This window comes from Enterobacter sp. 22466 (assembly GCF_052044775.1).
GTDB classification, from domain to species: domain Bacteria; phylum Pseudomonadota; class Gammaproteobacteria; order Enterobacterales; family Enterobacteriaceae; genus Enterobacter; species Enterobacter dissolvens.
In genome coordinates, this window is record NZ_JBQENX010000001.1 from 57,400 (window position 1) to 83,047 (window position 25,648).

A 25,648-nucleotide genomic window follows, 5' to 3' on the forward strand; every position below is an offset into this window, starting at 1 on the left:
GTCATATTTGCTATGCTGATGTTTTAACGTCTCTTTTTAACATGGACGTGTTAGCTCGCCAGCCTTGAAATAGGAACGCCCAGCTTTGTTTCAATTCTTATTTTCATGGCGTAAATGTTTTTGACATTCGTGGCATTTTTCATGGCAATCTTTTTAGGCAGTTGACCTTTATACAATTCAGAAAACAGTGCATATTCATTTGCGCTAAGTTTGGCTCTTTTTTCTGAAGGCCGTATTATTTTACCCATAAAAGACTGGCTGATCTTCATTTTGATATCCTCAGCCAGGTCATCATGAAAGATGACCGTGCTGATAATCGTGTCTGCCGTGTCGTTGTAAAACCAGTAGTGGGCAATGGCCGCCATTTTTTTATCGGTGATCAGAATCAGACGTGAGTTTCTGAACTGAGATAACCAATTGTTTGATAAGAAGTAATTTACATTTTTGTAATTAAAGTCTATCACGACAATGGGTTGTGAAATTATTTTTGAATTTATACCAGCAAAGTATTGTAAAATGCCTTCTATCAGAAATGAGTTATTTTCTGGCCAAATATAAAACTCGGTTCCTGAACATTCATCGCACTTTGTGCTGCGAATGGGAGCATAGGCGCATTTATGCACACATCCGTAACAACGCATAGTGTAGTTGTCATTCTCATTTTGTTTAATAGTAATAATGTTCATGTGATCAAACGCTACGCGTCCATATAATATATGTAAAATATTATGTAATATATCAACAATCAGATTAATTATGCATTACGGAAAAACACGAGTGACAGTCAGAGTACGCTCTGTTCGTCCAGGAATTTTCGACAGAGCGTATTGTCCGTTTTACACTAACTTGCAAGCCGTGTGATGGACACGCCCAGCTTGCGTTCAATTCGGTTCTTCATGGCGTAAGTGTTTTTAACACTGGTACCGTTCCGGTAGGCGATTTTCTTTGGCGACCAGCCGTTAAAGAGGAATGAAAACAGGCTGTATTCATTCTGACTCAATTTGGGTCTGTTACCTGTCGGTTTAATCGTTTTTGCCAGGAACGTTTTTTTCAGTTTCGTCGAGACTTCTTCTGCGCTATCGTCATAAAAGATAATTGAACTGATAGTGGTTTCTAACGTGTCGTTGTAGAACCAGTAGTGTGCAATTGCCGTCATCTTTTTATCAGTGACTAGAATCAGTCTCATGTTTTTGAACTGATCTAACCAGTTTTCAGATAAAAAATAATTGATGTTTTTATGACTGAAGTCGATGATGACAACCGGCTGCGAAATATATTTATCATTTACCTCACCAAAGTGATGACGAATGCCTTCAACCAAAAAGGTGTTATTGTCAGGCCAGATATAATATTCAAGAGCGTGGCAATCACGGTTTTGGCCATCTTCAGACGTATTAAAGCGGCATTGCTTTTCGCAACCATAACAGCGCATGTCAGGGGTATGACAAACGGGTTGTCCACCCGTATGAGATAAATAGCCAGGATTGTTTGTTGCACAGTACATATTATACCTCACACGCGATGTTTTCTTACGTTAATGATATTAAGCCGGAGTCTGACAAACGCCGTCGTTCTTTAGGAATAATCATATTCTGGACCAGGCAATAATCTTAATTAAATAGTCTGAACTGACTATTATGAATGCGATTTAAGAATTAACTTTATATAAAACAAGGCTTTATAAAAGATCTTAAATGAGAGTGAGATTCATTTATTTTTATCTAAAATGCTGTAATTGTTGTTTTTTGGTTAATTTTTGGCAGAGTCGTTTACTTTCTGAAATACCGGGTGAGGGACACGGTTTAATAAGCCGAAAAAGCAGGGGCTTTATTAACTAAAGTAAGCGGCGTGGAGCAATAAAATACGCATTTAAATCTAGCCGGGAAAAATAGTTGTCCTGTTTATAAAGCGTATTATTTACCTGTTTCTTGTCACTCGTCGTCCGTAATATCTCTGCCCGGCGTTACCAGTCGGCGGCATCTTTGCCTGTTTTATCGTTTACATAATCTTTGGTTAACAAAGATTATACATAATAGGTGCATTTATTTAACATTTGATCGTTTTTGGTGCGTTTGTTGCACTATTTTTGTGCAATTGGCGCAGTGGCTAATGTGCTGGCGCAACGTTTGACGTGCCAATGCGTTTTGGGTGTTTAGCTTATAAATTAACAGGTTACCATCCTTTACACGGCGAAATTTTGAACCAATATAAAATTGGTTCGTTTATTGCTTAATCATTAGCGCGATAAGTAGCGCCTCATATCAATAACTTATCGTTAATAACAATAAAGCAATGATGAAAGCGAGCGAACCTATATGGAAAAACCGTCACGGTTTCTGGCAAATTCCAGCACCGCGCTTGAACAATTGCGCGGTCTTATTCACCAGCACGAGTCAACACCAGGCCTTCCGCTGCCCACAGAACGTGAGCTGTCGGAAACTCTCGGCGTAGGACGACGTGAAGTGCGTCGTGCGCTGGATGTGCTGGAAGAAGAGGGACGGATCTGGCGTAAGCAGGGCAAAGGTACCTTTATCGGTCCTGCTGCGCCTGTGGAACCGCTTGCCCTTCAGGGATTGGTTCAGCAAACCAACCTTCTGGAAGTGATGGAAGCTCGTCTACAGCTCGAACCCGGCTTAGCCCGGCTTGCGGCACTGCGTGCCACCAGGGAAAACCTCGCGCTCATGCAGCGCATGCTGGAACGCATCGATAAGGTCAGCCCGGATGACCGCGATCTGAATGAACTGTGGGACAGCGCCTTTCACCGCGCCATTGCGGAGGCCGCAGGCAATCGCCTGATGCTCGGTCTTTTTGATGCCATTGATGCCGTGCGGCGTGAGCCGGGCTGGCAGCATTTGCGTGAGCTTGCCCGAACCCCCGAACGCGTCGATGTCTACAACGACCACCATCATAAAATCATGTCTGCGATTATCCATCGCCAGCCCAACGAAGCAGCGGCCGCCATGCGCGAACATCTGCTTAGCCTGCAAAACGCCCTGATACAGGCGATTCACCTTGAGGACGACTTCACGCTATGACGACGATTCCGTTTAAGGAAGCCACTCCTGTACTGCGCCTGCAAAACCTCAACGTTAAATTCGCCGGCTCGCCGGTGAGCGTGCTTGACGGTATCTCGCTGACGGTGAAAGCGGGCGAAACGCTGGCGCTGGTGGGGGAGTCCGGCTGCGGGAAAAGTATCACCTCCTTAGCACTGATGGGTCTACTGCCCGCCAGCGCGCAGATTGTCAGCGGTGACATGCAGTTTCGTCGCCACGATCTGCGAAAACTCTCCCCGCGGGAATATGCCGATCTTCGCGGTAACGAGCTGGCGATGATTTTCCAGGAGCCAATGACCTCACTCAACCCCGCCTTTACCCTGGGGGATCAGCTCAGCGAAGCGGTTATGCGACACCAGAATGTTCCGCGCGCACAGGCGATGAAGATCGCGCTGCAGATCCTCGAGAAGGTACAGATCCCGGCCGCAGAGATGCGCCTGAAAGCGTATCCGCACCAGCTTTCCGGCGGCATGCGCCAGCGCGTGATGATTGCGATGGCACTGATTAACCATCCGCGTTTGCTGATTGCCGACGAGCCGACCACCGCGCTGGACGTGACCATTCAGGCGCAAATCCTCGCGCTGCTTAACACCTTAAAAGAGGAGACCGGCACGGCGGTGCTGATGATCACCCATGATTTAGGCGTGGTGGCGGAAGTGGCGCAGCAGGTGGCGGTGATGTATGCCGGGCAGGTGGTGGAGCAGGGGAGCGTCGAGGCCATCTTTGCCGATCCGCAGCACCCGTACACCATTGGTCTGATGGGCTCTATTCCGTCCGCGGGTGCCCGTAAAGGACCGCTCGCCACCATTCCCGGCGCGGTTCCCCTGGCGGAATCCATGCCGAAAGGCTGCCGCTTTGCGACCCGCTGCCCCTTCGCGCAAACGCGTTGCCATAACGAAAAACCGTCTCTCGCGGCGCAGGGGGCTGACCATCGGGTCGCCTGCTTCCGCGTGCCGCTGGAACAACACATTGCGCTGGGAGAGATCGCATGACCACGCCCATTCTTGAAGCCCGTGACCTGAGCAAGCGCTTCCCTGGCCCGAAGAAACTGTTCACTCCAGCCCGCTTTGTGACGGCGGTGGATCGCGTTTCCCTCTCCGTGATGCCCGGTGAAACGCTGGCGATTGTCGGGGAATCCGGGTCCGGCAAATCCACGCTCGGCCGTCTGCTGCTGCGTTTGCTGGCCGCCAGCGAAGGACGTGTGTTTTATCAGGGGGAGGAGATCACACTCGCCTCGGGAGCCCGTCTCAACCAGCTGCGCCGTGAATTACAGATTATTTTTCAGGATCCTTTTGCGTCGCTAAACCCGCGTATGACGGTTGAGCAGATTGTGGGTGAGCCGCTGTGGCTGCATCAGGAGATGAAAAAAGCCGATCGTCACTATCGCGTCGCGGAACTGCTTAAAACCGTGGGCCTGCCTGCCGCCTGGGCGGCGCGTTTTCCGCACGAGTTTTCAGGTGGGCAACGCCAGCGTATTGGTATTGCGCGTGCGCTGGCTTCCGGGCCAAAACTGCTGCTGGGTGACGAGCCTGTCTCGGCGCTGGATGTTTCCGTGCAGGCGCAGGTGATCAATCTGCTGGAAAGCCTGAAGCATCAGCTGGGGCTAACAATGGTGATTGTGGCCCACGGCCTGGCGGTCATCCGCCATATGAGCGACCGCGTGGCAGTGATGTATCTCGGGCAGATCGTTGAGCTTGCCAGCGTCGACGAGATCTTTGACGCGCCTCTCCATCCTTACACCCAGGCGCTCATCGCCTCTGCGCCGCAGATGCAGCCGGGCGCCCGACGCGCTGTCCCGTTGCTGCAAGGGGATTTACCGAATCCGGCCGATCCCCCGTCCGGGTGCCGATTCCATACCCGTTGCCCGTATGCCACGGATGAATGTCGCCTTGCCGAGCCCATTAATCAGGTGCTGGAAGGCGGACGCCAGATTGCCTGCCACCGCTGGCAGGAGATTAACCGCGATCGCAGTGTTATCCAGATAGCACCGCCGTCTGCCGCCTTTCTGCGCCGCCGCGCGCTGTTTGAACACGCGGCCTCTCACTCCTCCCTTCCTTCAAGGAACTCATGATAATGACAATGCGTAATTCTCTTTTGACCGTACTGGGAAGTGTTATGTTGCTCGGCGCGGCGCTGCCCGCCCAGGCTGAAAGCGTGCTGCGAGTAGGGCTGGGTGCAGACCCGGACATGCTCGATCCGCATCTGGCGCGCACCTATTATGGCCGCTTCGTTTTTGCCTCCCTGTGCGACAGGCTGGTGGATGTGGACGAAAACCTGAAAGTGGTGCCGGGTCTGGCGAAAGAGTGGACCTGGAGCGAGGATGGCAAAACCCTGACCTTCAATTTGCGTGAAGGCGTCACCTTCCATGACGGCGAAAAATTCGATGCGGCAGCGGCAAAATACAACCTCGACCGGGCGCTGACCTTAAAAGGCTCTCTGCGTAAAAGTGAAATATCGTCCGTGGAGTCCGTTGAGGTCACCGGCCCGATGCAGATTGCGCTGCACCTGAAAACGCCTGACGCTGCGCTGCTGATGCAGCTCACCGACCGCGCCGGCGCGATGATGGCACCCGAAGCCGCGAAGAAGCCTGACTTTGCCGCCCATCCGGTCTGTTCCGGCCCGTACAAATTCGACAGCCGCGTGTCGCAGGACCGCATTGTTCTGACCCGCTTCGACAACTACTGGAATAAAGACGCCTACCACTTCGACAAAATTATCTATCTGCCGATCCCGGATGCCTCCGTGCGTCTGGCGAACCTGCGCGCAGGCGATCTCGATCTGACCGAAGGCATCGCTGCCAGCGACGTTAAAACCGTCGAAGCCGACAGCAAGCTGGCGCTGGCGAAGGTGACCGGGCTCGGGTATCAGGGCATCACCTTTAACATCAATAACGGCAAGGTGCCGGCTAACGATCCATTTAAGGATGCCCGCGTACGTGAAGCGTTTTCTCAGGCCATTGACCGCGATGCGCTCAATCAGGTGGTCTTTGAAGGGCTGTATACCCCTGCTAACCAGGCGTTTTCGACGGTAAGTCCGTATCACGTCAACCTGCCGGTGCCACCGCGCGACGTCGAGAAGGCCAAAGCGCTGTTGAAAGCCGCAGGCGTCACTACGCCGCTGAGCGTGAATCTGCTGGTGCCGAACAACCCAACCTCGCAGCAGGTGGGTCAGGTACTGCAGGCGATGGTGGCCGAGGCGGGCTTTACCCTGAATCTACAGATGACCGAGTTCGCCACGTTGCTCGATCGCCAGCAGAGCGGCGACTATCAGCTGAGTTTCTCCGGATGGTCAGGCCGCCCGGACCCGGACGGCAGCATCTACGGTTTTATCCACAGCAAAGGGACGCTTAACGACGGACGTTACAGCAATGCGCAGGTTGATGAGTGGCTGACGCAGGCGCGCCTCAGTACTGACAAAGCCGTTCGCCAGCCGCTGTACGACAAGGTGGTGAAGCAGCTGCAAACCGACATGCCGATTGCCTACCTCTACTTCGAGCCGCGCATTTTCGGGCTGAACAAAAACGTGCAGGGCTTTAAACCTTATCCGGACGGCATCGTGCGTCTGGCCGGTGTGACGCTGGCGAAATAACCGTCCTGAGGAGAACCCATGCTGGAACTGATTTGCAAACGGCTGCTGCTGGCCATTCCGACCCTGCTGCTGGTGAGCATGATGGTGTTCGGGCTGCAGAAGCTGCTGCCCGGCGACCCGCTGATCGCCATGGCGGGTGAGGAACGCGATCCGGCGGTGATCGCCCAGCTGCGCGCTGAGCTCAATCTGGATGCGCCTATCCCGGTGCAGTATTTCCACTGGCTGACGCGTGCGCTGCAGGGCGATCTTGGGGTCTCCTTACGCACGCACGAACCGGTGACCGAGCTGATCGCCAGTAAACTGCCGGTCACGCTGGAGCTGTCGCTGCTGGCGATGATCATCGCCCTGGTATTCGGCATCAGCATGGGGATCCTCGCGGCCGTGAACAAAAACAGCTGGGTCGATCACGGGGCGAACTTTGTGGCGATCTCCGGGATCTCGATACCGCACTTCTGGCTCGGGATCCTGCTGATTCTGGTCTTCTCGGTCAATCTGCAATGGCTGCCCGCGTCCGGCTACGTGCCGTTTAGTGAAGATCCGGTGCAGAACCTGCGGACGTTGCTGCTGCCTGCCGCCGTGCTCGGCACCGGGCTGGCGGCCACGCTGATGCGCCATACCCGCGCCTCCATGATCGCCGTGCTCAAAGCTGACTACATCCGCACCGCGCGGGCCAAGGGGTTGCTGCCAAAAGCTGTCATCATCAAGCATGCGTTTCGCAACGCGCTGGTACCGGTGATCACCCTCACCACGCTGCTGTTCGGCGAGCTGCTGGGCGGCGCGGTGCTGACCGAGCAAGTCTTCACCATTCCGGGGTTTGGCAAAATGATCGTCGACTCGGTGTTTAACCGTGACTATGCGGTGGTGCAGGGCGTGGTGTTGATCGTGGCGATTGGCTTCCTGCTGCTGAATCTTTTGGCCGACGTGCTGTACGTCCTTATCAACCCGAAAATGCGAGGTTAATCATGGCGGAACTGACAACTCAAACCGTTGCCCCGGTTCTGCCCCGTGCGCAGAACCGGGTGCTAAAGAAATTTCTCGCCAATAAAAGCGCGGTGATTGGCGCGGCGGTGGTGGGCTTCTTTGTACTGGTGGCGCTGCTGGCACCGTGGATCGCGCCGTTCGATCCGGTGAAGGCGAATTTCCTCGCGGTGCGTAAAGCGCCCTCGGCGATGTACTGGTTCGGCACCGACGAGCTGGGGCGCGATATCTTATCCCGCATTATCTGGGGAGCCAGAACCTCGCTGATGGCGGGGTGTATGTCGGTAGTCATCGCCGTGGTCATCGGCGTGCCGCTGGGGCTGGTGGCAGGCTACTTTCAGAAAATGTGGGACGGGGTGATCTCACGCGTTATCGAGGCGCTGCTGGCCTGTCCGTTCCTGATCATGGCGATCGCCCTCGGGGCGTTTTTAGGGCCAAGCCTGACCAACGCCATGATCGCCATTGGCCTTTCCGCGATGCCGATCTTCGCCCGCCTCACGCGCGGCCAGGTGATCGCCATTCGCAACGAAGAGTACATCGACGGCGCGCGGGCGATAGGCCTGCCGGATCGCTGGATCATCATCAGGTACGTTCTGCCGAACGTGATGTCACCCATTCTGGTGCAGGCCACGCTGGCCATTGCCTCGGCGATTATCGCCGAAGCCAGCCTCTCGTTTCTGGGTCTGGGGCAGCAGCCGCCGAACCCCTCCTGGGGCTCAATGCTTAACACCGCCAAAGGCTTCCTTGAGCAGGCACCCTGGATGTCCATTTTCCCCGGCGTGGCGATTTTCCTTGCCGTGCAGGGCTTTAATTTACTCGGCGACGGGCTACGCGATGCGCTCGATCCGCGCCACGACTAAGGAGTCATGATGACCAAAGCGCTTGATTTTACGTCCGGTTACGCTTCACGACGCCCGCCGATGATGGGCCATAACGCGGTTGCCACCTCGCAGCCGCTGGCGGCGCAGGCGGGGATGAAGATGCTGCAGCTGGGCGGCAACGCCGTTGATGCGGCTGTCGCCACCGCGATGGCGCTGACGGTGGTTGAACCCACCGGCAACGGGATTGGCAGCGATGCCTTCGCCATCGTCTGGGATGGCGAAAAGCTCCATGGCCTGAACGCCTCCGGCCGTTCGCCTGCGAGCTGGCACGCGGATCTGTTCGCTGGCAAAACGGCGATGCCGGAAATCGGCTGGGATGCGGTAACCGTGCCCGGCGCGGTATCGGGCTGGGTGGCACTGGCGGAGCGTTTTGGCACGCTGCCGCTGACCACGCTGGCGCAGCCTGCCATTGAGTATGCGCGTAACGGTTTTCCCGTCTCACCGCTGATTGGTCATCTCTGGCAGCGCGGTTATAACAAGCTCAAAGACCAGCCGGGCTTTAGCGCCTGCTTCGCGCCGGAAGGCCGTGCCCCGCGCGTGGGGGAGATCTTCCGTAACCCGGCGCAGGCGAACTCGCTGGAGCTGATTGCAAAAACCAACGGCGAGGCGTTTTACCGGGGCGAGCTGGCGCAGAAAATTGCCGCCTTCGCCAAAGCGCACGGCGCCCATCTCACGGCTGAAGATCTGGCAAATCATCGCGTGGACTGGGTGGATCTGCTGTCGCGCGACTTTGCCGGCGGTTCGGTGCAGGAGCTGCCGCCGAACGGGCAGGGGATCGCCACGCTGATTGCGCTCGGCATTCTGGAGCAGTGCGGCATTGAGCACCATCACCCGGATTCCGTGCAGTCCCTGCATTTGTCCATTGAGGCGATGAAGCTGGCGCTGGCGGATCTCGACCGCTACGTGGCGGATGAAGCGCACATGGAGTTTGCGGCCAAAGAGTTGCTGAGCGACCATTATCTGAAATCGCGCGCGGCGCTTATCGACCCTGATAAAGCCTCGGATTTTGAGTACGGTTCGCCGACGCAGAGCGGCACGGTCTACATCAGCACCGCGGATGCCAGCGGGATGATGGTTTCGTTTATCCAGTCCAACTTTATGGGCTTTGGTTCAGGGATTGTGGTGCCGGATACCGGGATCAGCCTGCAAAACCGCGGCTGCGGATTTGTGCTGGATCCGAAGCACCCGAACGCGCTGGCGGGCAGCAAGCGTCCGTTCCACACCATCATTCCGGGCTTTGCGATGGACGGCAACGGCAAGCCGCTGATGTCGTTTGGCGTGATGGGCGGCCCAATGCAGGCGCAAGGGCATATGCAGATGGCGCTGCGCATCATGCTGCACGGGCAAAACCCGCAGGCAGCCATCGATGCCCCGCGCTGGCGCGTGGTGCAGGGCAGGGAGGTGATCGTCGAATCAACGTTCGATCGCAATACCATTGCCGCCCTGCGTGAACGTGGCCACCACATCGTCGTGGAAGATCCGCTCCAGGAGTATAACTTTGGCGGTGCGCAGGTGATTTACCGGATGCCGGAAGGGCACTACGTGGCCGCGACGGAGAGCCGCAAAGACGGGCAGGCGCTGGTGAGTTAATCTTTTATCCTCCCTCTCCCTTGAGGGAGAGGGTTCGGGTGAGGGGAAAATGTCACCCAATACTAAACGGATCCGCATCCTGCCACGCCGGAAACTTCTCGCGATACTCCTTCAACGCCGTCAACGACAGCTCGGCATCAATCCGCGTCGCCTGATGCGGCTCGGCGGTAGCGATGATCTCACCCTGCGGATTCACTACCCGGCTGTCGCCGCGATAGTGATGCCCGTTGCCGTCGGTTCCCACGCGGTTACAGCCCACCACGTACGCCTGGTTTTCAATCGCGCGCGCCACCAGCAGCGACTGCCAGTGCAGGGAGCGCGGCGCAGGCCAGTTGGCGACATACAGCGCCAGGTCGTAATCGTTGCGGTTGCGTGACCAGACCGGGAAGCGCAGGTCGTAGCAGACCAGCGGCAGAATACGCCAGCCGCGCCACTCGAACACCACGCGTTCGTTGCCGGCTTCATAATGATGATGTTCATCGGCCATGCGGAACAGGTGGCGTTTATCGTAAAAATGCACTTTCCCTTCCGGCTCAACCAGCAGGAAGCGGTTCACCGGGCCGCGTTCCGTTTGCAGGGCGGCGCTCCCGGCAATCAGCGCGTTGGTCTGCTGCGCTTTGGCGTGCATCCAGGCGACCACCTCATCCTGCGGCATCGACTGTTGCGCGGCTTCCATCGCAAAGCCCGTGGTGAACATCTCCGGCAGGACAATCACATCGCGCCCGGTAATGCCTTCCAGTTGACGATCAAAGTGGCGCAGGTTGGCAGGACCATCCATCCACACTAAAGGTTGCTGCAAAATCGAAATCTTCAGACCAGGCACAATTCAGACTCCTCAAACGACCACTTTTTGACACTGTAGCACGACATAACGAGAAAATGTGGCAATAAAAAACCCCGCGCGGGGCGGGGTTTGTCAGGACGAAACGCGTTATGCGGCTTCCGGTTTACGGTGTTTCTCCGGCAGCTTTACCGGCTGTGTCGCCAGCTCGTCCGGCTCGAAGTCATCCACGTTAATGCTGCGCAGACGGCTCTCTTCGGCTTTCACCAGAATAGCGGCTTCATTGTTGTCGATAATCCCCCCCGCCAGAGCCTGTTTCGCCAGTTCATCCAGGCGGGTAAACGGCAGGTTTTTGCCCAGCTGTTTGCAGATCTTCTGGTGAATCGGGTCGGCAGCCATCACATCCAGCAGCGCCTCTTCCAGCAGACCCACCGGGTTATGCGGCGTTGGGGTCAGATACTGACCGCGGCCGATACGGGAGCGGGTTGCGCTCGGTACCTGCAGGATCTTCGCCACTTTATGATCCAGCCTGTCGGACGGTGCCAGGTGATGACGTCCGGTCGGGAAGATCACCACGCGCAGGGCGCCTGCGACAAAGCGGTTCGGGAAGTTCGCCAGCAGGTCGTCAATCGCCTGTTCTGCCTGATACATCGCATCCTGCACGCCCCAGTGCACCAGCGGCAGATCCGCTTCCTGACGGCCTTCATCGTCGTAGCGTTTCAGTACCGCAGAGGCCAGGAAAATCTGGCTCAACACATCCCCCAGACGGGCAGAGATACGTTCACGACGCTTCAGGCTACCGCCCAGTACCGCCATGGAGACGTCGGACAGCAGCGCCAGGTTGGCGCTCAGCCGGTTCAGATGCTGGTAATAACGTTTTGTCGCATCATGGGTTGGCGTGGCGCTGGTCAGCCCGCGGGTCAGGCCCAGCCAGAAGCTACGCACTTTGTTGCTTCCCACATGACCGATATGTTTGAACAGCAGTTTATCGAAGGCATCCACGTCGTTATTCTGCGCGGCAGCCATCTCTTCCAGCACGTACGGATGGCAACGAATCGCCCCCTGGCCGAAGATCATCATGCTGCGGGTGAGGATGTTGGCCCCTTCAACGGTGATGGCGATCGGTGCGCCCTGATAGCCACGCGCCAGGAAGTTGCCTTCGCCGAGCATAATGCCTTTCCCGCCCGCGATATCCATTGCATCAATGATTGACTGCTGTGCGCGGTGGGTGCAGTGGTACTTCACAATCGCGGACAGTACGGCCGGTTTTTCACCCAGCATAATGCCGTAGGTTATTAACGACGCGGCAGCATCCATCACGTAGGCGTTGCCTGCGATACGTGCCAGCGGCTCTTCAATGCCTTCCATCTTGCCGATGGAGATTTTGAACTGACGACGGATGTGCGCGTAGGCACCAATCCCCATCGCCACCGATTTCAGCCCGCCGGTTGAGTTCGACGGCAGGGTAATGCCGCGACCAACGGACAGACATTCCACCAGCATACGCCAGCCCTGACCGGCCATTTTCGGCCCACCGATGATGTAATCAATCGGCACAAAGATATCCTGACCGCGGGTCGGACCGTTCTGGAACGGTACGTTCAGCGGGAAGTGACGACGACCGATTTCAACGCCCGGGGTAGAGGTGGGGATCAGCGCACAGGTGATGCCCAGATCTTCTTCGCCGCCCAGCAGTTTTTCCGGGTCGGAGAGTTTAAACGCCAGCCCCAGTACGGTGGCGACGGGGGCGAGGGTGATATAACGTTTGTTCCAGGTCAGGCGCATACCCAGCACCTGCTCGCCCTGCCATTCGCCCATGCAGACCACGCCTGTATCCGGGATGGCACCTGCATCGGAACCTGCTTCCGGGCTGGTCAGCGCGAAGCATGGAATCTCCTGACCACGTGCCAGACGCGGCAGATAGTGATCTTTCTGCTCTTTGGTACCGTAATGCTGCAGCAGTTCGCCCGGGCCTAATGAGTTAGGTACGCCTACGGTGATCGCCAGGATCCCGGAGACGCCGGCCAGTTTTTGCAGCACGCGAGCCTGAGCATAAGCGGAGAATTCCAGACCGCCGTACTCTTTTTTGATGATCATCGCGAAGAAGCGATGCTCTTTCAGGTATGCCCACAGCTCCGGCGGCAGGTCGGCCATTTCATGAGTGATGGCAAAGTCATTGGCCATGCGGCAGGCTTCTTCCACCGGACCATCGATAAAGGCTTGTTCTTCCGCCGTCAGACGCGGTTGCGGATAGTTATGCAGTTTTTTCCAGTCCGGGTTGCCCTGGAACAGGTCGCCTTCCCACCAGGTGGTACCGGCGTCAATCGCTTCTTTCTCGGTGCGCGACATCGGCGGCATCACTTTGCGGAACCCCTTGAACACCGGCGCGGAGATCATCGACTTACGCATCGGCGCCAGGTTAAACGGCAGAAGAATGATGGCCAGCGGCACTAAAAGCCAGATATTCCAGAGACCTGCGACGCCAAGCGCAGCCGTCCAGGCCAGAAGAATCAGGCTGCTCAGGAATAAACTTACACGGTGATAGAACAACACACCGAGCAGGACAACGGTTGCGAGAATGCTCAAAATCATCATAAAGAAAAACTCCCTTGCTTGTAGGAGGTCTGACCACTTGTGATGATATGGTTATAGTTGATGTCATTTCCTTTAGCAATGTGTTTACAAAATAATTACAACCTGGTTCACATTGTTCGCGGTTTACCCGGCACGAAAAAGCAAAACGCCGGACGTTTCTCATGGCTTTAGCTTCTCGCTTTTCCCGCTATCCGGTACACTCCACTGTGTTATTTCATCAATACTGAAGGATTATCCTCATGTACCAGGATCTTATTCGTAACGAACTGAACGAAGCGGCGGAAACGCTGGCTAACTTTCTGAAAGATGATGCCAATATTCACGCTATTCAGCGCGCGGCGGTCCTGCTGGCCGACAGCTTCAAAGCCGGTGGCAAAGTACTCTCCTGCGGTAACGGCGGCTCCCACTGTGACGCGATGCACTTCGCAGAAGAGCTGACCGGACGTTATCGGGAAAACCGCCCGGGCTACCCGGCGATTGCGATTTCCGACGTGAGCCACATCTCCTGCGTGGGCAATGATTTCGGTTACGACTACATTTTCTCCCGCTACGTTGAAGCGGTGGGTCGTGAAGGTGACGTGCTGCTGGGTATCTCCACCTCTGGCAACTCCGGCAACGTGATCAAAGCGATTGCTGCGGCGCGTGAAAAAGGGATGAAAGTCATCACCCTGACGGGCAAAGATGGCGGTAAGATGGACGGTACCGCGGACGTTGAAATCCGTGTTCCGCACTTCGGTTATGCTGACCGCATTCAGGAAATTCACATCAAAGTGATCCATATCCTGATCCAGCTGATCGAAAAAGAGATGGTTAAGTAAGACTTCGCTGGGGGGCAGCAATGCCCCCCGCAGTTGTGGAGTGGAGGTGATCTATGTGCGAACTGCTCGGGATGAGCGCCAATGTGCCAACCGATATCTGCTTTAGCTTCACCGGGCTGGTACAGCGCGGTGGGGGAACCGGGCCGCATAAAGACGGCTGGGGTATCACCTTCTACGAAGGCAAAGGGTGTCGCACGTTCAAAGATCCGCAACCCAGCTTCAATTCACCGATTGCTAAACTGGTGCAGGACTACCCCATTAAGTCCCGCTCGGTGATCGCCCATATTCGCCAGGCAAACCGCGGCGAAGTGGCGCTCGAAAACACCCATCCGTTCACCCGTGAGCTGTGGGGCCGTAACTGGACCTACGCGCATAACGGGCAACTTACGGGCTATAAGTCGCTGGAGACCGGGAATTTCCGCCCGGTTGGCGAAACCGACAGCGAAAAAGCCTTTTGCTGGCTGCTGCATAAGCTGACAGAGCGTTATCCGCGCACCCCGGGCAACATGGCGGCGGTTTTTAAATATATTGCGTCGCTGGCGTCTGAACTGCGCGAAAAGGGCGTGTTTAACATGCTGCTGTCTGACGGGCGCTATGTAATGGCGTTCTGCTCGACGAACCTGTTCTGGATCACCCGCCGTGCGCCGTTTGGCGTGGCAAAGCTGCTCGATCAGGATGTGGAAATTGATTTTCAGAAAGAGACCACACCAAATGATGTGGTCACGGTGATCGCTACGCAGCCGCTGACGGGCAACGAGACCTGGCAAAAGATTATGCCAGGCGAGTGGGTACTATTTTGTCTCGGGGACCGTGTAATTTGATGCCAGCTGTGGGTGGACAACTTCGTGGCTCAGCGGTTTGCTGACCACATAACGGCCATCCACAACCGAGACGACAGGCGGCTTGTGCGTTTGCTCGAAATAGTCATACCCCGGTTTTAGCTGTTTCCAGAAATCCGAGTAGTAAGAGTACTTGTGACGCGCCATGTTGGCATCGGTCATGCGGAACGGGTAGATGCTGACCTGAACGTTTGGCTGACCAAAGACCAGTGCGCCCGTGACAAACTGAAAAATCTCATCAATGCCGGAATCGGTCATCGCGTAACAGCCGATGGACACACAGGCACCGTGGATCATCAGATATTTCCCTTCGTAACCGTGTGCACGGTCAAAGGCATTCGGGAAGCCGATATTGATCGCTTTATAGAAGCGGCTGTCTGGTTTGAGCTGGTTACGCTGAACGTTGTAAAACCCTTCCGGGCTCTTGAAATCGCCCTGACGCTGTTTTGGCCCCAGACCACCGGAGTAGTTACAAATCTTGTAGCTGTCGAGCAGCTGATATGTCTCACCCATTTTCACAAACAGGTCGAGTGTGCGTTCTTCCTTGAAGATTTGAATATAAACGGGGGATCCCATTAGCTGCTGTTTATATTCTTTGCTCACAGGCGTGGTTGAACTGTTGCTGCTGAGCAGCCCGGCAAACGACACGCACGGAATCAGGAGCATCGCAATGAACAATGCGATTTTACGCATACTACAAGTTCCTTGATAAAACTAAGACCAACTTGCCAGAACGGCAAAAGAGACCCGAAATCAGATTAATCTGTTAGGAGCGCTCACATTAGCACCGCTATAGATTTTCGCAAGAGCGGAGCAGTTAGTTTACAAATTAGTTTTACTTTATAACCCATCACAATCGCGTTGACTCCAGGAACTTTGCGTATCAGTTCGCAATTTGGAACCTGTGGCGGCGTTTTCTCTGCCCGGAAAACACCGGAAATGGTAAACTTCACGCCCTCTGAAGAGTTGTTCACGGAAACTTGCTAACCACATGTTTAAAATAAGAAAAGGACTTGACCTGCCCATCGCAGGCGTGCCCGAACAGCACGTTTCGGCAGGCGCAAGCGTTCGCCATGTTGCCATTCTGGGTGACGATTATGTGGGGATGCGCCCCTCAATGCTGGTCCAGCAGGACGATCGCGTCATTAAAGGGCAGGCGCTGTTCGAAGATAAAAAAAATCCCGGCGTGATGTTCACCGCCCCTGCCAGCGGCACCGTTGTAGCGATTAATCGTGGGGAGCGCCGCGTGTTGCAGTCGGTGGTTATCCGCATTGAAGGGGATGAACAGCGTGAGTTTGCCCATTATGAGGCCGCAGACCTCGCGGCGTTGAGCCGTGAAACCGTTCAGGCGCAACTGCTGGACGCCGGTTTGTGGACCGCATTTCGCACTCGCCCCTTCAGCAAAACACCTGTGCCCGATACGGTTCCGGCCGCTATTTTCGTGACGGCAATCGACACCAACCCGCTCAGTGCAGACCCGCAGCCGGTTATTCTGGCACAACGCCAGGCCTTTGATGCCGGGCTGACCGTTCTCACGCGGTTGACGTCCGGGAAAGTGCATGTCTGTCAGGCCAGTGGTGGTAAACTCGGCGGTCATCCGCAGGGACAGGTCACGTTTAACGAATTTGCAGGCCCGCATCCGGCGGGGCTGGTGGGGACGCATATTCACTTTCTTGAGCCGGTCAGCCTGACAAAACAGGTCTGGCACCTTAACTATCAGGACGTGATTGCCATCGGCAAACTCTTTACCACCGGTAAGCTCTGCACAGAGCGTGTGATCGCGATTGGCGGGCCGCAGGCGGCACACCCGCGTCTGGTGACGACGCTGTTGGGGGCGGATATCAATGAACTGCTGGACGACGAAACCAAAGCGGGTGAAAACCGTCTGATTTCCGGTTCGGTACTCAGCGGCCGTCATGCCGTTGGGCCGCAGGCCTATCTGGGACGCTTCCATCTGCAGGTAAGCGTGGTTCTGGAAGGGCGCGAGAAAGAGCTCTTTGGCTGGGTGCTGCCAGGTGCAGAAAAGTATTCCGTCACCCGTACCACGCTCGGCCACTTCCTGCGTCATAAGCTGTTCAACTTCTCCACCAGCACAAACGGCGGCGAGCGCGCCATGGTGCCGATTGGCAACTACGAGCGTGTTATGCCGCTCGATATTCTGCCGACCATGCTGCTGCGCGATCTGCTTGCCGGAGACACCGACAGCGCCCAGGCGCTCGGTTGTCTTGAACTGGACGAAGAAGATCTGGCGCTCTGCACCTATGTCTGTCCGGGCAAATACGAATATGGACCGGTATTGCGCGAGGTGTTAACCCGCATTGAGCAGGAAGGATAACCGATGGGCTTAAAACACCTCTTTGAAAAAATTGAGCCGCACTTTACCGAGGGTAAACTGAAAAAGTATTACCCGCTGTATGAAGCGACGACCACCATTTTCTACACGCCGGGGCTGGTGACGAAAGGGGCGGCGCACGTTCGTGACGCCATCGACCTGAAGCGAATGATGATTCTGGTCTGGTTTGCCGTCTTCCCTGCAATGTTCTGGGGCATGTACAACGTGGGGCTGCAGACCATTCCGGCGCTGCATCATCTGTACGATGCTCAGCAACTGGCGCAGGTGATCCAGTCTGACTGGCACTACCGTCTTGCGCAGTCGCTGGGCGTGAGTTTTGCCCCAGACGCGGGCTGGGTCAGCATGATGACGCTGGGGGCGGTGTTCTTCCTGCCGATCTACATCACGGTATTTATCGTGGGCGGCTTCTGGGAAGTGCTGTTTGCCATTATTCGCAAACATGAGATCAACGAAGGCTTCTTTGTTACTTCCATTCTGTTTGCCCTGATTGTCCCGCCAACGTTACCGCTCTGGCAGGCCGCGCTGGGGATCAGCTTTGGTGTGGTCATCGCGAAAGAGATCTTCGGGGGAACCGGGCGTAACTTCCTCAACCCGGCGCTGGCGGGGCGTGCGTTCCTGTTCTTTGCCTATCCGGCACAAATCTCCGGCGATCTGGTCTGGACTGCTGCGGACGGTTTCTCCGGCGCGACGCCCCTTTCACAATGGGCGGCGCACGGCGGTGAAACGCTGGTGAATAACGCGACAGGCCAGCCCGTGACCTGGTTTGATGCGTTTATTGGCAACATTCCTGGCTCCATCGGGGAAGTCTCCACGCTGATGATTTTGATTGGCGGGGCGATCATCCTGTTTGGTCGCGTGGCCTCCTGGCGAATTGTCGCCGGTGTCATGATCGGCATGGTGCTGACTGCCACACTGTTCAACCTTATCGGTTCCGCCACCAACCCGATGTTCTCCATGCCCTGGTACTGGCATCTGGTGCTGGGTGGTTTCGCCTTCGGCATGATGTTCATGGCCACCGATCCGGTCTCGGCTTCCTTTACTGACAGAGGGAAATGGAGCTATGGCGTGCTCATCGGGGTGATGTGTGTCCTGATTCGTGTGGTCAACCCGGCCTATCCGGAAGGGATGATGTTGGCCATTCTGTTTGCCAACCTGTTTGCACCACTGTTCGATTATCTGGTCGTGCGCGCCAACATTAAGCGGAGGAAGGCACGTGGCTGAAATCAAAAATAACGACAGCATCGGCAAAACGCTGCTGGTGGTGCTGGTCCTGTGTCTGGTCTGTTCCATCGTGGTGGCCGGCTCTGCCGTGGGGTTAAAGCCGCGACAGCAGGAGCAGCGTGCGCTGGATAAACAGCGCAACATTCTGGCCGTTGCCGGGTTGATGCAGGAAGGGATGAGTGCAGACGACGTCTCTGCAGTCTTTGCTGAGCGCATCACCGCGCGTCTGGTGGATTTAAAAACCGGCCAACTGCTGGATAAAGATCCGGCGAAATACAACCAGGCACTGGCGTTAAAAGACCCGCAGATGAGCCTGACGCTGGACGCATCCCAGGATCCGGCGGGTATCAAGCGTCGCAGCAATCTGGCTGAAGTCTATCTCGTGCGCGATGAACAAAAACGGGTGCAGGAAGTGGTGCTGCCTATTTACGGCAACGGCCTGTGGTCAATGATGTATGCCTTTGTGGCGCTTGATACGGATGGCCGCACCGTGAAAGGCATTACCTACTATGACCAGGGCGAAACGCCGGGGCTCGGCGGTGAAGTGGAGAACCCTAACTGGCGCGCGCAGTTTGTCGGGAAGAAAGTGCTCGACGACAGCGGAGCGCCTGCGCTGAAGGTGATGAAAGGGTCTGCGCGTCCTGACGATGTCTATGCTGTTGACGGGCTATCCGGGGCCACGCTCACCTCCAAAGGGGTGCAGCACAGTTTTGATTTCTGGATGGGCGAGCTCGGTTTTGGTCCTTTCCTGAAAAATGTACGTGAAGGAGCGCTGAACCATGGCTGATACGGGTGAACTGAAAGAAGTTAAAAAGGTGCTGATTGGCCCACTTTTAGCCAATAACCCGATAACGCTGCAGGTGCTGGGTGTGTGTTCAGCCCTGGCGGTGACCACCAAGCTGGAAACGGCGGTGGTGATGACGCTGGCAGTAACGCTGGTTACTGCGTTTTCCAGCATGTTTATCTCCATGATCCGACACCACATTCCGAATAGCGTGAGGATCATCGTCCAGATGGCGATCATCGCCTCGCTGGTGATCGTGGTCGATCAGCTGCTGCGTGCCTTTGCCTATGAAACCTCAAAACAGCTCTCGGTGTTTGTGGGGCTGATCATCACTAACTGTATCGTGATGGGGCGTGCAGAAGCCTACGCCATGAAAATGCCTCCGCTGGCGAGCTTTATGGACGGCATCGGCAACGGCCTCGGCTACGGTGTGATCCTGCTGTCCGTAGGGTTCCTGCGTGAGTTGATTGGCAGCGGTAAGCTGTTTGGCATCACGGTGCTGGACACGGTACAGAACGGCGGCTGGTATCTGCCAAACGGCCTGTTCCTGCTGGCTCCAAGCGCATTTTTCATTATCGGTTTGCTGATCTGGCTGATTCGTACCCTGAAGCCAGAACAGCAGGAAAAGGAGTAACCGACAATGGCTCATTACCTGAGTTTATTTGTGCGCGCGGTGTTTGTTGAAAACATGGCGCTCGCGTTCTTCCTCGGCATGTGTACGTTCCTTGCCGTGTCCAAAAAGGTGTCGACGGCGTTTGGCCTGGGCATAGCGGTTACCGTGGTGCTTGGCCTGTCGGTGCCGATCAATAACCTGGTGTACAACTTTGTCCTGCGTGACAGCGCGCTGGTTGAGGGGGTGGATCTCAGCTTCCTGAACTTCATCACCTTTATCGGTGTGATTGCGGCGCTGGTGCAAATCCTTGAGATGATCCTCGATAAGTATTTCCCGTCACTCTACAACGCGCTGGGGATCTTCCTGCCGTTGATCGCGGTGAACTGCGCCATCTTCGGTGGCGTCTCGTTTATGGTTCAGCGTGATTACAACTTCAGCGAATCCGTGGTGTATGGTTTCGGTTCCGGGATCGGCTGGATGCTGGCTATCGTCACCATGGCGGGGATCCGCGAAAAAATGAAATATGCCAACGTGCCTGCAGGCCTGCGTGGCTTAGGGATCACCTTTATCACCACCGGGCTGATGGCGCTGGGCTTTATGTCCTTCTCCGGTGTGCAGCTATAAGGGCTAACTGATGGAAATTATGCTTGGCGTGGCGATGTTCACGCTGATTGTACTGGTGCTGTCGGGGTTGATTCTGGTAGCGCGCGCGAAGCTGGTGAACTCCGGCGATGTCATTATTGATATCAACGATGAACCGCAGAACCAGATCCGCACGCCAGCCGGCGATAAACTGCTGAATACGCTCTCCGGCAACGGCATCTTCGTCTCTTCGGCCTGCGGTGGCGGTGGCTCCTGCGGGCAGTGCCGCGTAAAGGTAAAAGAGGGCGGTGGCGATATTCTGCCCACTGAGCTGGCGCACATTACCAAGCGTGAGGCGAAAGAGGGCTGCCGTCTGGCCTGTCAGGTCGCGGTGCGCCAGAACATGAAAATTGAACTGCCGGAGGAGATTTTCGGCGTCAAAAAATGGGAATGCGAAGTTATCTCCAACAATAACAAAGCCACCTTTATCAAAGAGCTTAAACTGCGGGTGCCTGAAGGAGAGAGCGTTCCGTTCCGGGCGGGGGGCTATATCCAGATTGAATGTCCGGAGCACACCGTAGCCTACGCTGACTTCGATGTGCCTGACGAATACCGTGCCGACTGGGATAAATTCAATCTCTTCCGCTTTGTCTCTGAGGTTAAAGAGCCCGCGCTTCGTGCTTACTCCATGGCGAACTACCCGGAAGAGAAGGGTATTATCATGCTTAACGTGCGTATCGCCACGCCGCCGCCAGCGGTACCGCATGCGCCGCCGGGCGTCATGTCATCGTATATCTGGTCCTTAAAGCCGGGCGACAAGGTGACCATCTCCGGGCCATTTGGCGAGTTCTTTGCGAAAGAGACGGACGCCGAAATGGTATTTATCGGCGGTGGTGCAGGTATGGCGCCGATGCGTTCGCACATTTTCGACCAGCTCAAGCGGCTTGGCAGTCAGCGTAAAATCAGTTTCTGGTACGGGGCGCGTTCGCTGCGTGAGATGTTCTATGACGATGAGTTCGAACAGCTGGCGCGTGAAAATCCTAACTTCACCTTCCATGTGGCGCTTTCCGATCCGCAGCCGGAAGATAACTGGACCGGCCACACGGGCTTCATCCACAACGTGCTGTATGAAAACTACCTCAAACAGCATCCTGCGCCGGAAGACTGCGAGTTTTATATGTGTGGTCCGCCAGTGATGAACGCTGCAGTGATCAAGATGCTTAAAGATCTGGGCGTGGAAGATGAGAACATCCTGTTGGACGATTTTGGAGGCTGATGATGCTGACGTTTCTGGCCACCTTCGTGGTCTTTGTGCTGGTGATACTCGGCATGTCGTTAGGCTGGATCATTAAGCGTAAAAGCATTCAAGGCAGTTGCGGTGGGATCTCGTCCATTGGCATGGAAAAGGTCTGCGACTGCCCGGAACCGTGCGACGCCCGCAAAAAACGGATGGCCCGCGAACAGCAGCGCATCATTTAATCTGGTAGGTCGGGTGAGGCGAAGCCGCCACCCGACAATTCTCACGCACACTTCTCAACCCTCATTTGTTTACTGTATACTTATCCAGTGATGAGTGAGGGCTTACTATGCGCAAAATAATCCATGTCGATATGGACTGCTTTTTTGCCGCAGTGGAGATGCGTGACAACCCGGCGCTGCGGGATATCCCCATTGCGATTGGCGGTAGCCGCGTGCAGCGCGGGGTGATCAGCACCGCCAACTATCCTGCGCGTAAGTTTGGCGTGCGTAGCGCCATGCCGACGGCGATGGCCTTAAAGCTTTGCCCTCATCTCACGCTCCTGCCTGGCCGGTTTGAGGCGTATAAAGAAGCCTCCCTGCATATCCGCGAAATTTTCTCCCGCTACACCTCCCTGATTGAACCTCTGTCGCTGGACGAAGCGTATCTTGATGTCACCGACAGCGTGCACTGTCACGGCTCCGCGACGTTAATGGCGCAGGAGATCCGCCGGACTATCTTCAATGAACTGAATCTGACCGCGTCGGCGGGTGTCGCACCGGTGAAGTTCCTCGCCAAAATAGCGTCCGATCTCAACAAGCCGGACGGCCAGTACGTGATCACCCCGGAAGAGGTCCCGGCGTTTTTAAAGACGTTGCCGCTCGGCAAAATCCCGGGCGTCGGCAAAGTCTCTGCGGCAAAGCTGGAAAGCATGGGGCTGCGAACCTGCGAAGATGTGCAGCGCAGCGATTTAGCCATGCTGCTTAAACGCTTTGGAAAATTTGGCCGCGTGCTGTGGGAGCGCAGTCAGGGGATAGATGAGCGCAGTGTCAGTAGCGAGCGGCTGCGAAAGTCGGTCGGGGTTGAACGCACACTGATTGAAGATATTCATGACTGGTCTGAATGTGAAACCATCATCACGGAGCAGCTCTATCCTGAGCTGGAGCGACGCCTGATAAAGGTAAAACCGGACCTGCTGATTGCCCGTCAGGGCGTGAAACTGAAGTTCAACGATTTCCAGCAGACGACCCAGGAGCACGTCTGGCCGCGTCTGAATAAAGAGGATCTCATCGCGACGGCGAAAAAGGCCTGGGATGAACGTCGGGGCGGGCGAGGGGTCAGGCTGGTGGGATTACACGTTACCTTGCTGGATCCGCAGCTGGAACGTCAGCTGGTATTGGGATTGTAAAAAGGCCGGTGGCGCGACGTTGTTGACCCTCTCCCTTTGGGAGAGGGCTGGGGTGAGGGTATTACTTAGCAGGAATCGCTTTCAGCAGTTCAGTCAGCAGGGTCCAGTAATGGCCCACGCTTTCAATGTGAACCTGCTCATCCGGCGAGTGTGGTCCGGTAATGGTTGGCCCAATGGAGACCATGTCCATGTTCGGGTACGGCTTCTTGAACAGACCACATTCCAGACCCGCGTGGATCACCTGAATGTTCGGGGTGCTGTTGAACAGACGCTGGTATGTTTCACGCACCAGTGCCATCACCGGAGAGCTTGCGTCCGGCTGCCAGCCTGGGTAGCTGCCTTTGGCAGAGGTTTTCGCACCGGCCAGCGTGCCCAGAGATTCCAGCATGCTCACCACGTACTCTTTACCGGTGTCGATAAGCGATCGGATCAGGCAGATGATCTCTGCGCTGTCGTCGCCCATGGTGACCACGCCCACGTTCAGCGAGGTTTCAACCACGCCTTTCGCGACGTCTGAGTTGCGGATCACGCCGTTTGGCGTCGCGTTTAACAGCTGAATAAAGGTGTCACGAGACGGGGTGGTCAGTGCGGCTTTATCCGTTGACACGGATTCCAGCACCACGGTCAGGTTCTTCTCTTTCGCGGACAGTTCGTTTTTCAGGATATCCAGATAGACGCTGGAGAGTTTTTTCAGCTCGTCCGCTTTGGCGGCTGGAACGGCTACTGTCGCGAACGCTTCACGTGGGATTGCGTTGCGCAGCGTACCGCCGTTGAAATCGACCAGACGCAGGTCCAGCTCAGCCGCGTGGCCCGCCAGGAAGCGTGCCAGCAGTTTGTTGGCGTTGCCCAGGCCTAAGTGAATATCGCCGCCGGAGTGGCCGCCTTTCAGCCCTTTCAGCGTCAGCTTGAAGGTCTGGAAGCCAGCAGGCACCGCTTCACGTGAGAGCGGCAGGGTAGAGATGAAATCAATCCCGCCCGCGCAGCCCATGTAGATCTCGCCTTCTTCTTCGGAGTCGGTGTTGATCAGAATATCCGCCTGCAGCCAGTTCGCCTGCAGACCGAACGCACCGTCCATGCCCGCTTCTTCGGTCATGGTCAGCAGCACTTCCAGTGGACCGTGCTGAACGCTGTCGTCCGCCAGTACCGCCAGCGCAGAGGCCATACCGATACCGTTATCTGCACCCAGCGTGGTGCCGCGCGCTTTCACCCAGTCGCCGTCGATGTACGGCTGGATCGGGTCTTTCGTGAAGTCGTGAACGGTGTCGTTGTTTTTCTGTGGCACCATGTCCAGGTGCGCCTGCAGGACCACCGGTTTACGGTTTTCCATGCCAGCGGTCGCCGGTTTGCGGATCAGAATGTTGCCAACCTGGTCACGTTCAGCGTGCAGACCTTTTTCCTTCGCCCAACCCATAATATGTTCGGCAAGCTGTTCTTCATGGTAAGACGGGTGTGGAATGGAGCAGATTTTGGCAAAAATATCCCACAGCGGTTGCGGAGATAATTGAGACAGTTCAGACACGATAAGTCTCCTTGTCGATGCCCTGCAAAGCGAGTTGCAGGTCACAGGGTTAGCAGGTTAATAGTTACCACAAGTCAGGCTTGCGAGATGCAACTGAGAATACCACTTTCTCCGATGGCTGGTAGCATAAAGCATGTAAAAACTCAGGCAGAGGGCGCTAAACACTGGTTTTTAGTGCGTCAGATCTCTATAATCTCGCGCAACCTATTTCCCCCTCGAACACTTTTTAAGCCGTATAAAAACAGGCTGGGACACTTCACATGAGCGAAAAATACGTCGTCACCTGGGACATGTTGCAGATCCACGCACGCAAACTGGCCGCGCGTCTGATGCCTTCTGAACAGTGGAAAGGCATTATTGCCGTTAGCCGTGGCGGTCTGGTACCGGGGGCGCTGCTGGCGCGTGAGCTGGGTATTCGTCATGTCGATACCGTCTGCATCTCCAGCTATGACCACGACAACCAGCGTGAGCTGAAAGTGCTGAAACGCGCTGAAGGCGACGGTGAAGGTTTCATCGTTATCGATGACCTGGTGGATACCGGCGGTACCGCGGTGGCTATCCGCGAAATGTACCCTAAAGCGCATTTTGTCACCATCTTCGCGAAACCGGCGGGCCGCCCACTGGTTGACGATTACGTGATTGATATCCCACAGGATACCTGGATTGAACAGCCATGGGACATGGGCGTGGTCTTCGTACCGCCTATTTCTGGCCGTTAATTCCCGCACGTAACTTTACACGCCCGGCTATGCCGGGCGTTGTTCTTTTTATCCTGCCACGCGTTACAATGGACACTATATGACGTATC

General features: G+C 55.7%; 24 protein-coding genes. 18 read left to right on the forward strand and 6 right to left on the reverse strand.

Annotation, left to right across the window (positions count from 1 at the left end; all coding sequences use genetic code 11):
* Positions 1-50 precede the first annotated feature (50 nt).
* Together ACTJJI_RS00205 and ACTJJI_RS00210 are read right to left on the reverse strand one after the other, a co-directional pair.
* Positions 51-686 carry a hypothetical protein gene (locus ACTJJI_RS00205; protein ID WP_014830768.1) on the reverse strand — a complete coding sequence of 212 codons (636 nt, stop codon included), beginning with the start codon at positions 684-686 and terminating at the stop codon, positions 51-53.
* Positions 687-841: 155 nt separating this feature from the next.
* Positions 842-1,504 (reverse strand): helix-turn-helix transcriptional regulator, encoded by a 663-nt coding sequence (locus ACTJJI_RS00210; protein WP_038418730.1) that lies wholly within the window; start codon positions 1,502-1,504, stop codon positions 842-844.
* Between the two features lie 811 nt (positions 1,505-2,315).
* Here ACTJJI_RS00210 and ACTJJI_RS00215 point away from each other — a divergent pair.
* Genes ACTJJI_RS00215 through ACTJJI_RS00245 form a run of 7 tightly spaced genes read left to right on the forward strand, consistent with a single transcriptional unit; the run spans position 2,316 to position 10,090 of the window.
* Entirely contained in the window at positions 2,316-3,035 is a 720-nt protein-coding gene (locus ACTJJI_RS00215; protein ID WP_046888780.1) for a FadR/GntR family transcriptional regulator, read from the forward strand.
* Positions 3,032-4,045: an ABC transporter ATP-binding protein gene (locus ACTJJI_RS00220; protein WP_046888779.1), complete on the forward strand. Its 1,014-nt coding sequence runs from the start codon at positions 3,032-3,034 to the stop codon at positions 4,043-4,045. Before ACTJJI_RS00215 ends, ACTJJI_RS00220 begins: the two co-directional genes overlap by 4 nt.
* Positions 4,042-5,124: an ABC transporter ATP-binding protein gene (locus ACTJJI_RS00225; protein WP_270783037.1), complete on the forward strand. Its 1,083-nt coding sequence runs from the start codon at positions 4,042-4,044 to the stop codon at positions 5,122-5,124. The genes ACTJJI_RS00220 and ACTJJI_RS00225 overlap by 4 nt, the downstream gene beginning before the upstream one ends.
* A gap of 2 nt (positions 5,125-5,126) precedes the next feature.
* The gene (locus ACTJJI_RS00230) at positions 5,127-6,641 is read left to right on the forward strand and encodes an ABC transporter substrate-binding protein (protein WP_440652589.1); all 1,515 of its coding nucleotides are present in this window, start codon (positions 5,127-5,129) and stop codon (positions 6,639-6,641) included.
* A gap of 18 nt (positions 6,642-6,659) precedes the next feature.
* Positions 6,660-7,601, forward strand: a complete 942-nt coding sequence (locus ACTJJI_RS00235) for an ABC transporter permease (RefSeq protein ID WP_020686308.1) — start codon at positions 6,660-6,662, stop codon at positions 7,599-7,601.
* A gap of 2 nt (positions 7,602-7,603) precedes the next feature.
* Positions 7,604-8,479, forward strand: a complete 876-nt coding sequence (locus tag ACTJJI_RS00240; RefSeq protein WP_063427268.1) for an ABC transporter permease — start codon at positions 7,604-7,606, stop codon at positions 8,477-8,479.
* A gap of 9 nt (positions 8,480-8,488) precedes the next feature.
* Positions 8,489-10,090, forward strand: coding sequence for a gamma-glutamyltransferase family protein (locus tag ACTJJI_RS00245; protein WP_257256944.1), 1,602 nt, complete (start codon positions 8,489-8,491; stop codon positions 10,088-10,090).
* Between the two features lie 52 nt (positions 10,091-10,142).
* On the opposite strand, the gene ACTJJI_RS00250 is transcribed toward ACTJJI_RS00245, so the two are convergent.
* On the reverse strand, positions 10,143-10,913 hold the full coding sequence (locus tag ACTJJI_RS00250; protein WP_058651600.1) for an amidohydrolase: 771 nt from the start codon (positions 10,911-10,913) through the stop codon (positions 10,143-10,145).
* Between the two features lie 108 nt (positions 10,914-11,021).
* A complete protein-coding gene (gene fadE, locus ACTJJI_RS00255; protein ID WP_046888774.1) occupies positions 11,022-13,466 on the reverse strand; it encodes an acyl-CoA dehydrogenase FadE in 2,445 nt (814 codons plus the stop codon).
* A gap of 239 nt (positions 13,467-13,705) precedes the next feature.
* On the opposite strand from fadE, the gene lpcA reads away from it, so the two are divergent.
* Together lpcA and ACTJJI_RS00265 are read left to right on the forward strand one after the other, a co-directional pair.
* Positions 13,706-14,284 (forward strand): D-sedoheptulose 7-phosphate isomerase, encoded by a 579-nt coding sequence (gene lpcA, locus ACTJJI_RS00260; protein ID WP_013095727.1) that lies wholly within the window; start codon positions 13,706-13,708, stop codon positions 14,282-14,284.
* A gap of 53 nt (positions 14,285-14,337) precedes the next feature.
* Positions 14,338-15,105, forward strand: coding sequence for a class II glutamine amidotransferase (locus ACTJJI_RS00265; protein ID WP_014830779.1), 768 nt, complete (start codon positions 14,338-14,340; stop codon positions 15,103-15,105).
* On the opposite strand, the gene dpaA is transcribed toward ACTJJI_RS00265, so the two are convergent.
* Positions 15,076-15,816, reverse strand: coding sequence for a peptidoglycan meso-diaminopimelic acid protein amidase (gene dpaA, locus ACTJJI_RS00270; RefSeq protein ID WP_440652593.1), 741 nt, complete (start codon positions 15,814-15,816; stop codon positions 15,076-15,078). The genes ACTJJI_RS00265 and dpaA overlap by 30 nt on opposite strands.
* Positions 15,817-16,114: 298 nt before the next feature.
* Here dpaA and ACTJJI_RS00275 point away from each other — a divergent pair, with 298 nt between their 5' ends.
* The 8 genes from ACTJJI_RS00275 to dinB all read left to right on the forward strand — a co-directional run bounded on the left by ACTJJI_RS00275 (position 16,115) and on the right by dinB (position 23,321).
* A complete protein-coding gene (locus ACTJJI_RS00275) occupies positions 16,115-17,458 on the forward strand; it encodes a Na(+)-translocating NADH-quinone reductase subunit A (protein WP_014830780.1) in 1,344 nt (447 codons plus the stop codon).
* A gap of 3 nt (positions 17,459-17,461) precedes the next feature.
* Positions 17,462-18,697, forward strand: a complete 1,236-nt coding sequence (locus tag ACTJJI_RS00280; RefSeq protein ID WP_232943693.1) for an NADH:ubiquinone reductase (Na(+)-transporting) subunit B — start codon at positions 17,462-17,464, stop codon at positions 18,695-18,697.
* Complete coding sequence (locus ACTJJI_RS00285; RefSeq protein WP_063412143.1) at positions 18,690-19,484, forward strand: Na(+)-translocating NADH-quinone reductase subunit C; 795 nt, start codon at positions 18,690-18,692, stop codon at positions 19,482-19,484. The genes ACTJJI_RS00280 and ACTJJI_RS00285 overlap by 8 nt, the downstream gene beginning before the upstream one ends.
* Positions 19,477-20,115, forward strand: a complete 639-nt coding sequence (locus tag ACTJJI_RS00290) for an NADH:ubiquinone reductase (Na(+)-transporting) subunit D (RefSeq protein WP_083021251.1) — start codon at positions 19,477-19,479, stop codon at positions 20,113-20,115. Before ACTJJI_RS00285 ends, ACTJJI_RS00290 begins: the two co-directional genes overlap by 8 nt.
* A gap of 6 nt (positions 20,116-20,121) precedes the next feature.
* Positions 20,122-20,718 (forward strand): NADH:ubiquinone reductase (Na(+)-transporting) subunit E, encoded by a 597-nt coding sequence (gene nqrE, locus ACTJJI_RS00295; RefSeq protein WP_014830783.1) that lies wholly within the window; start codon positions 20,122-20,124, stop codon positions 20,716-20,718.
* A gap of 10 nt (positions 20,719-20,728) precedes the next feature.
* Positions 20,729-21,952: an NADH:ubiquinone reductase (Na(+)-transporting) subunit F gene (gene nqrF, locus ACTJJI_RS00300; protein WP_440652598.1), complete on the forward strand. Its 1,224-nt coding sequence runs from the start codon at positions 20,729-20,731 to the stop codon at positions 21,950-21,952.
* 2 nt (positions 21,953-21,954) lie between these two features.
* Complete coding sequence (gene nqrM / locus ACTJJI_RS00305; RefSeq protein ID WP_072095035.1) at positions 21,955-22,155, forward strand: (Na+)-NQR maturation NqrM; 201 nt, start codon at positions 21,955-21,957, stop codon at positions 22,153-22,155.
* Positions 22,156-22,262: 107 nt separating this feature from the next.
* Positions 22,263-23,321, forward strand: coding sequence for a DNA polymerase IV (gene dinB / locus ACTJJI_RS00310; RefSeq protein WP_046888769.1), 1,059 nt, complete (start codon positions 22,263-22,265; stop codon positions 23,319-23,321).
* Positions 23,322-23,382: 61 nt separating this feature from the next.
* Here dinB and pepD read toward each other — a convergent pair whose 3' ends face one another.
* Positions 23,383-24,840, reverse strand: coding sequence for a cytosol nonspecific dipeptidase (gene pepD, locus ACTJJI_RS00315; protein WP_083021252.1), 1,458 nt, complete (start codon positions 24,838-24,840; stop codon positions 23,383-23,385).
* A gap of 260 nt (positions 24,841-25,100) precedes the next feature.
* Between pepD and gpt the strand changes: the two genes are divergently transcribed.
* Positions 25,101-25,559 (forward strand): xanthine phosphoribosyltransferase, encoded by a 459-nt coding sequence (gene gpt / locus ACTJJI_RS00320; RefSeq protein WP_003863205.1) that lies wholly within the window; start codon positions 25,101-25,103, stop codon positions 25,557-25,559.
* Positions 25,560-25,648 lie beyond the last annotated feature (89 nt).

Coding starts and splice junctions, on each gene's coding strand:
- dpaA (WP_440652593.1), bottom strand. CDS start 15,816: ATGCGTAAAATCGCATTGTTCATTGCGATGCTCCTGATTCCGTGCGTG.
- ACTJJI_RS00240 (WP_063427268.1), top strand. CDS start 7,604: ATGGCGGAACTGACAACTCAAACCGTTGCCCCGGTTCTGCCCCGTGCG.
- fadE (WP_046888774.1), bottom strand. CDS start 13,466: ATGATGATTTTGAGCATTCTCGCAACCGTTGTCCTGCTCGGTGTGTTG.
- lpcA (WP_013095727.1), top strand. CDS start 13,706: ATGTACCAGGATCTTATTCGTAACGAACTGAACGAAGCGGCGGAAACG.
- ACTJJI_RS00265 (WP_014830779.1), top strand. CDS start 14,338: ATGTGCGAACTGCTCGGGATGAGCGCCAATGTGCCAACCGATATCTGC.
- ACTJJI_RS00280 (WP_232943693.1), top strand. CDS start 17,462: ATGGGCTTAAAACACCTCTTTGAAAAAATTGAGCCGCACTTTACCGAG.
- ACTJJI_RS00225 (WP_270783037.1), top strand. CDS start 4,042: ATGACCACGCCCATTCTTGAAGCCCGTGACCTGAGCAAGCGCTTCCCT.
- ACTJJI_RS00275 (WP_014830780.1), top strand. CDS start 16,115: ATGTTTAAAATAAGAAAAGGACTTGACCTGCCCATCGCAGGCGTGCCC.
- ACTJJI_RS00290 (WP_083021251.1), top strand. CDS start 19,477: ATGGCTGATACGGGTGAACTGAAAGAAGTTAAAAAGGTGCTGATTGGC.
- dinB (WP_046888769.1), top strand. CDS start 22,263: ATGCGCAAAATAATCCATGTCGATATGGACTGCTTTTTTGCCGCAGTG.
- ACTJJI_RS00230 (WP_440652589.1), top strand. CDS start 5,127: ATGACAATGCGTAATTCTCTTTTGACCGTACTGGGAAGTGTTATGTTG.
- nqrF (WP_440652598.1), top strand. CDS start 20,729: ATGGAAATTATGCTTGGCGTGGCGATGTTCACGCTGATTGTACTGGTG.
- gpt (WP_003863205.1), top strand. CDS start 25,101: ATGAGCGAAAAATACGTCGTCACCTGGGACATGTTGCAGATCCACGCA.
- nqrM (WP_072095035.1), top strand. CDS start 21,955: ATGCTGACGTTTCTGGCCACCTTCGTGGTCTTTGTGCTGGTGATACTC.
- ACTJJI_RS00220 (WP_046888779.1), top strand. CDS start 3,032: ATGACGACGATTCCGTTTAAGGAAGCCACTCCTGTACTGCGCCTGCAA.
- ACTJJI_RS00205 (WP_014830768.1), bottom strand. CDS start 686: ATGAACATTATTACTATTAAACAAAATGAGAATGACAACTACACTATG.
- ACTJJI_RS00215 (WP_046888780.1), top strand. CDS start 2,316: ATGGAAAAACCGTCACGGTTTCTGGCAAATTCCAGCACCGCGCTTGAA.
- ACTJJI_RS00245 (WP_257256944.1), top strand. CDS start 8,489: ATGACCAAAGCGCTTGATTTTACGTCCGGTTACGCTTCACGACGCCCG.
- ACTJJI_RS00235 (WP_020686308.1), top strand. CDS start 6,660: ATGCTGGAACTGATTTGCAAACGGCTGCTGCTGGCCATTCCGACCCTG.
- ACTJJI_RS00210 (WP_038418730.1), bottom strand. CDS start 1,504: ATGTACTGTGCAACAAACAATCCTGGCTATTTATCTCATACGGGTGGA.
- nqrE (WP_014830783.1), top strand. CDS start 20,122: ATGGCTCATTACCTGAGTTTATTTGTGCGCGCGGTGTTTGTTGAAAAC.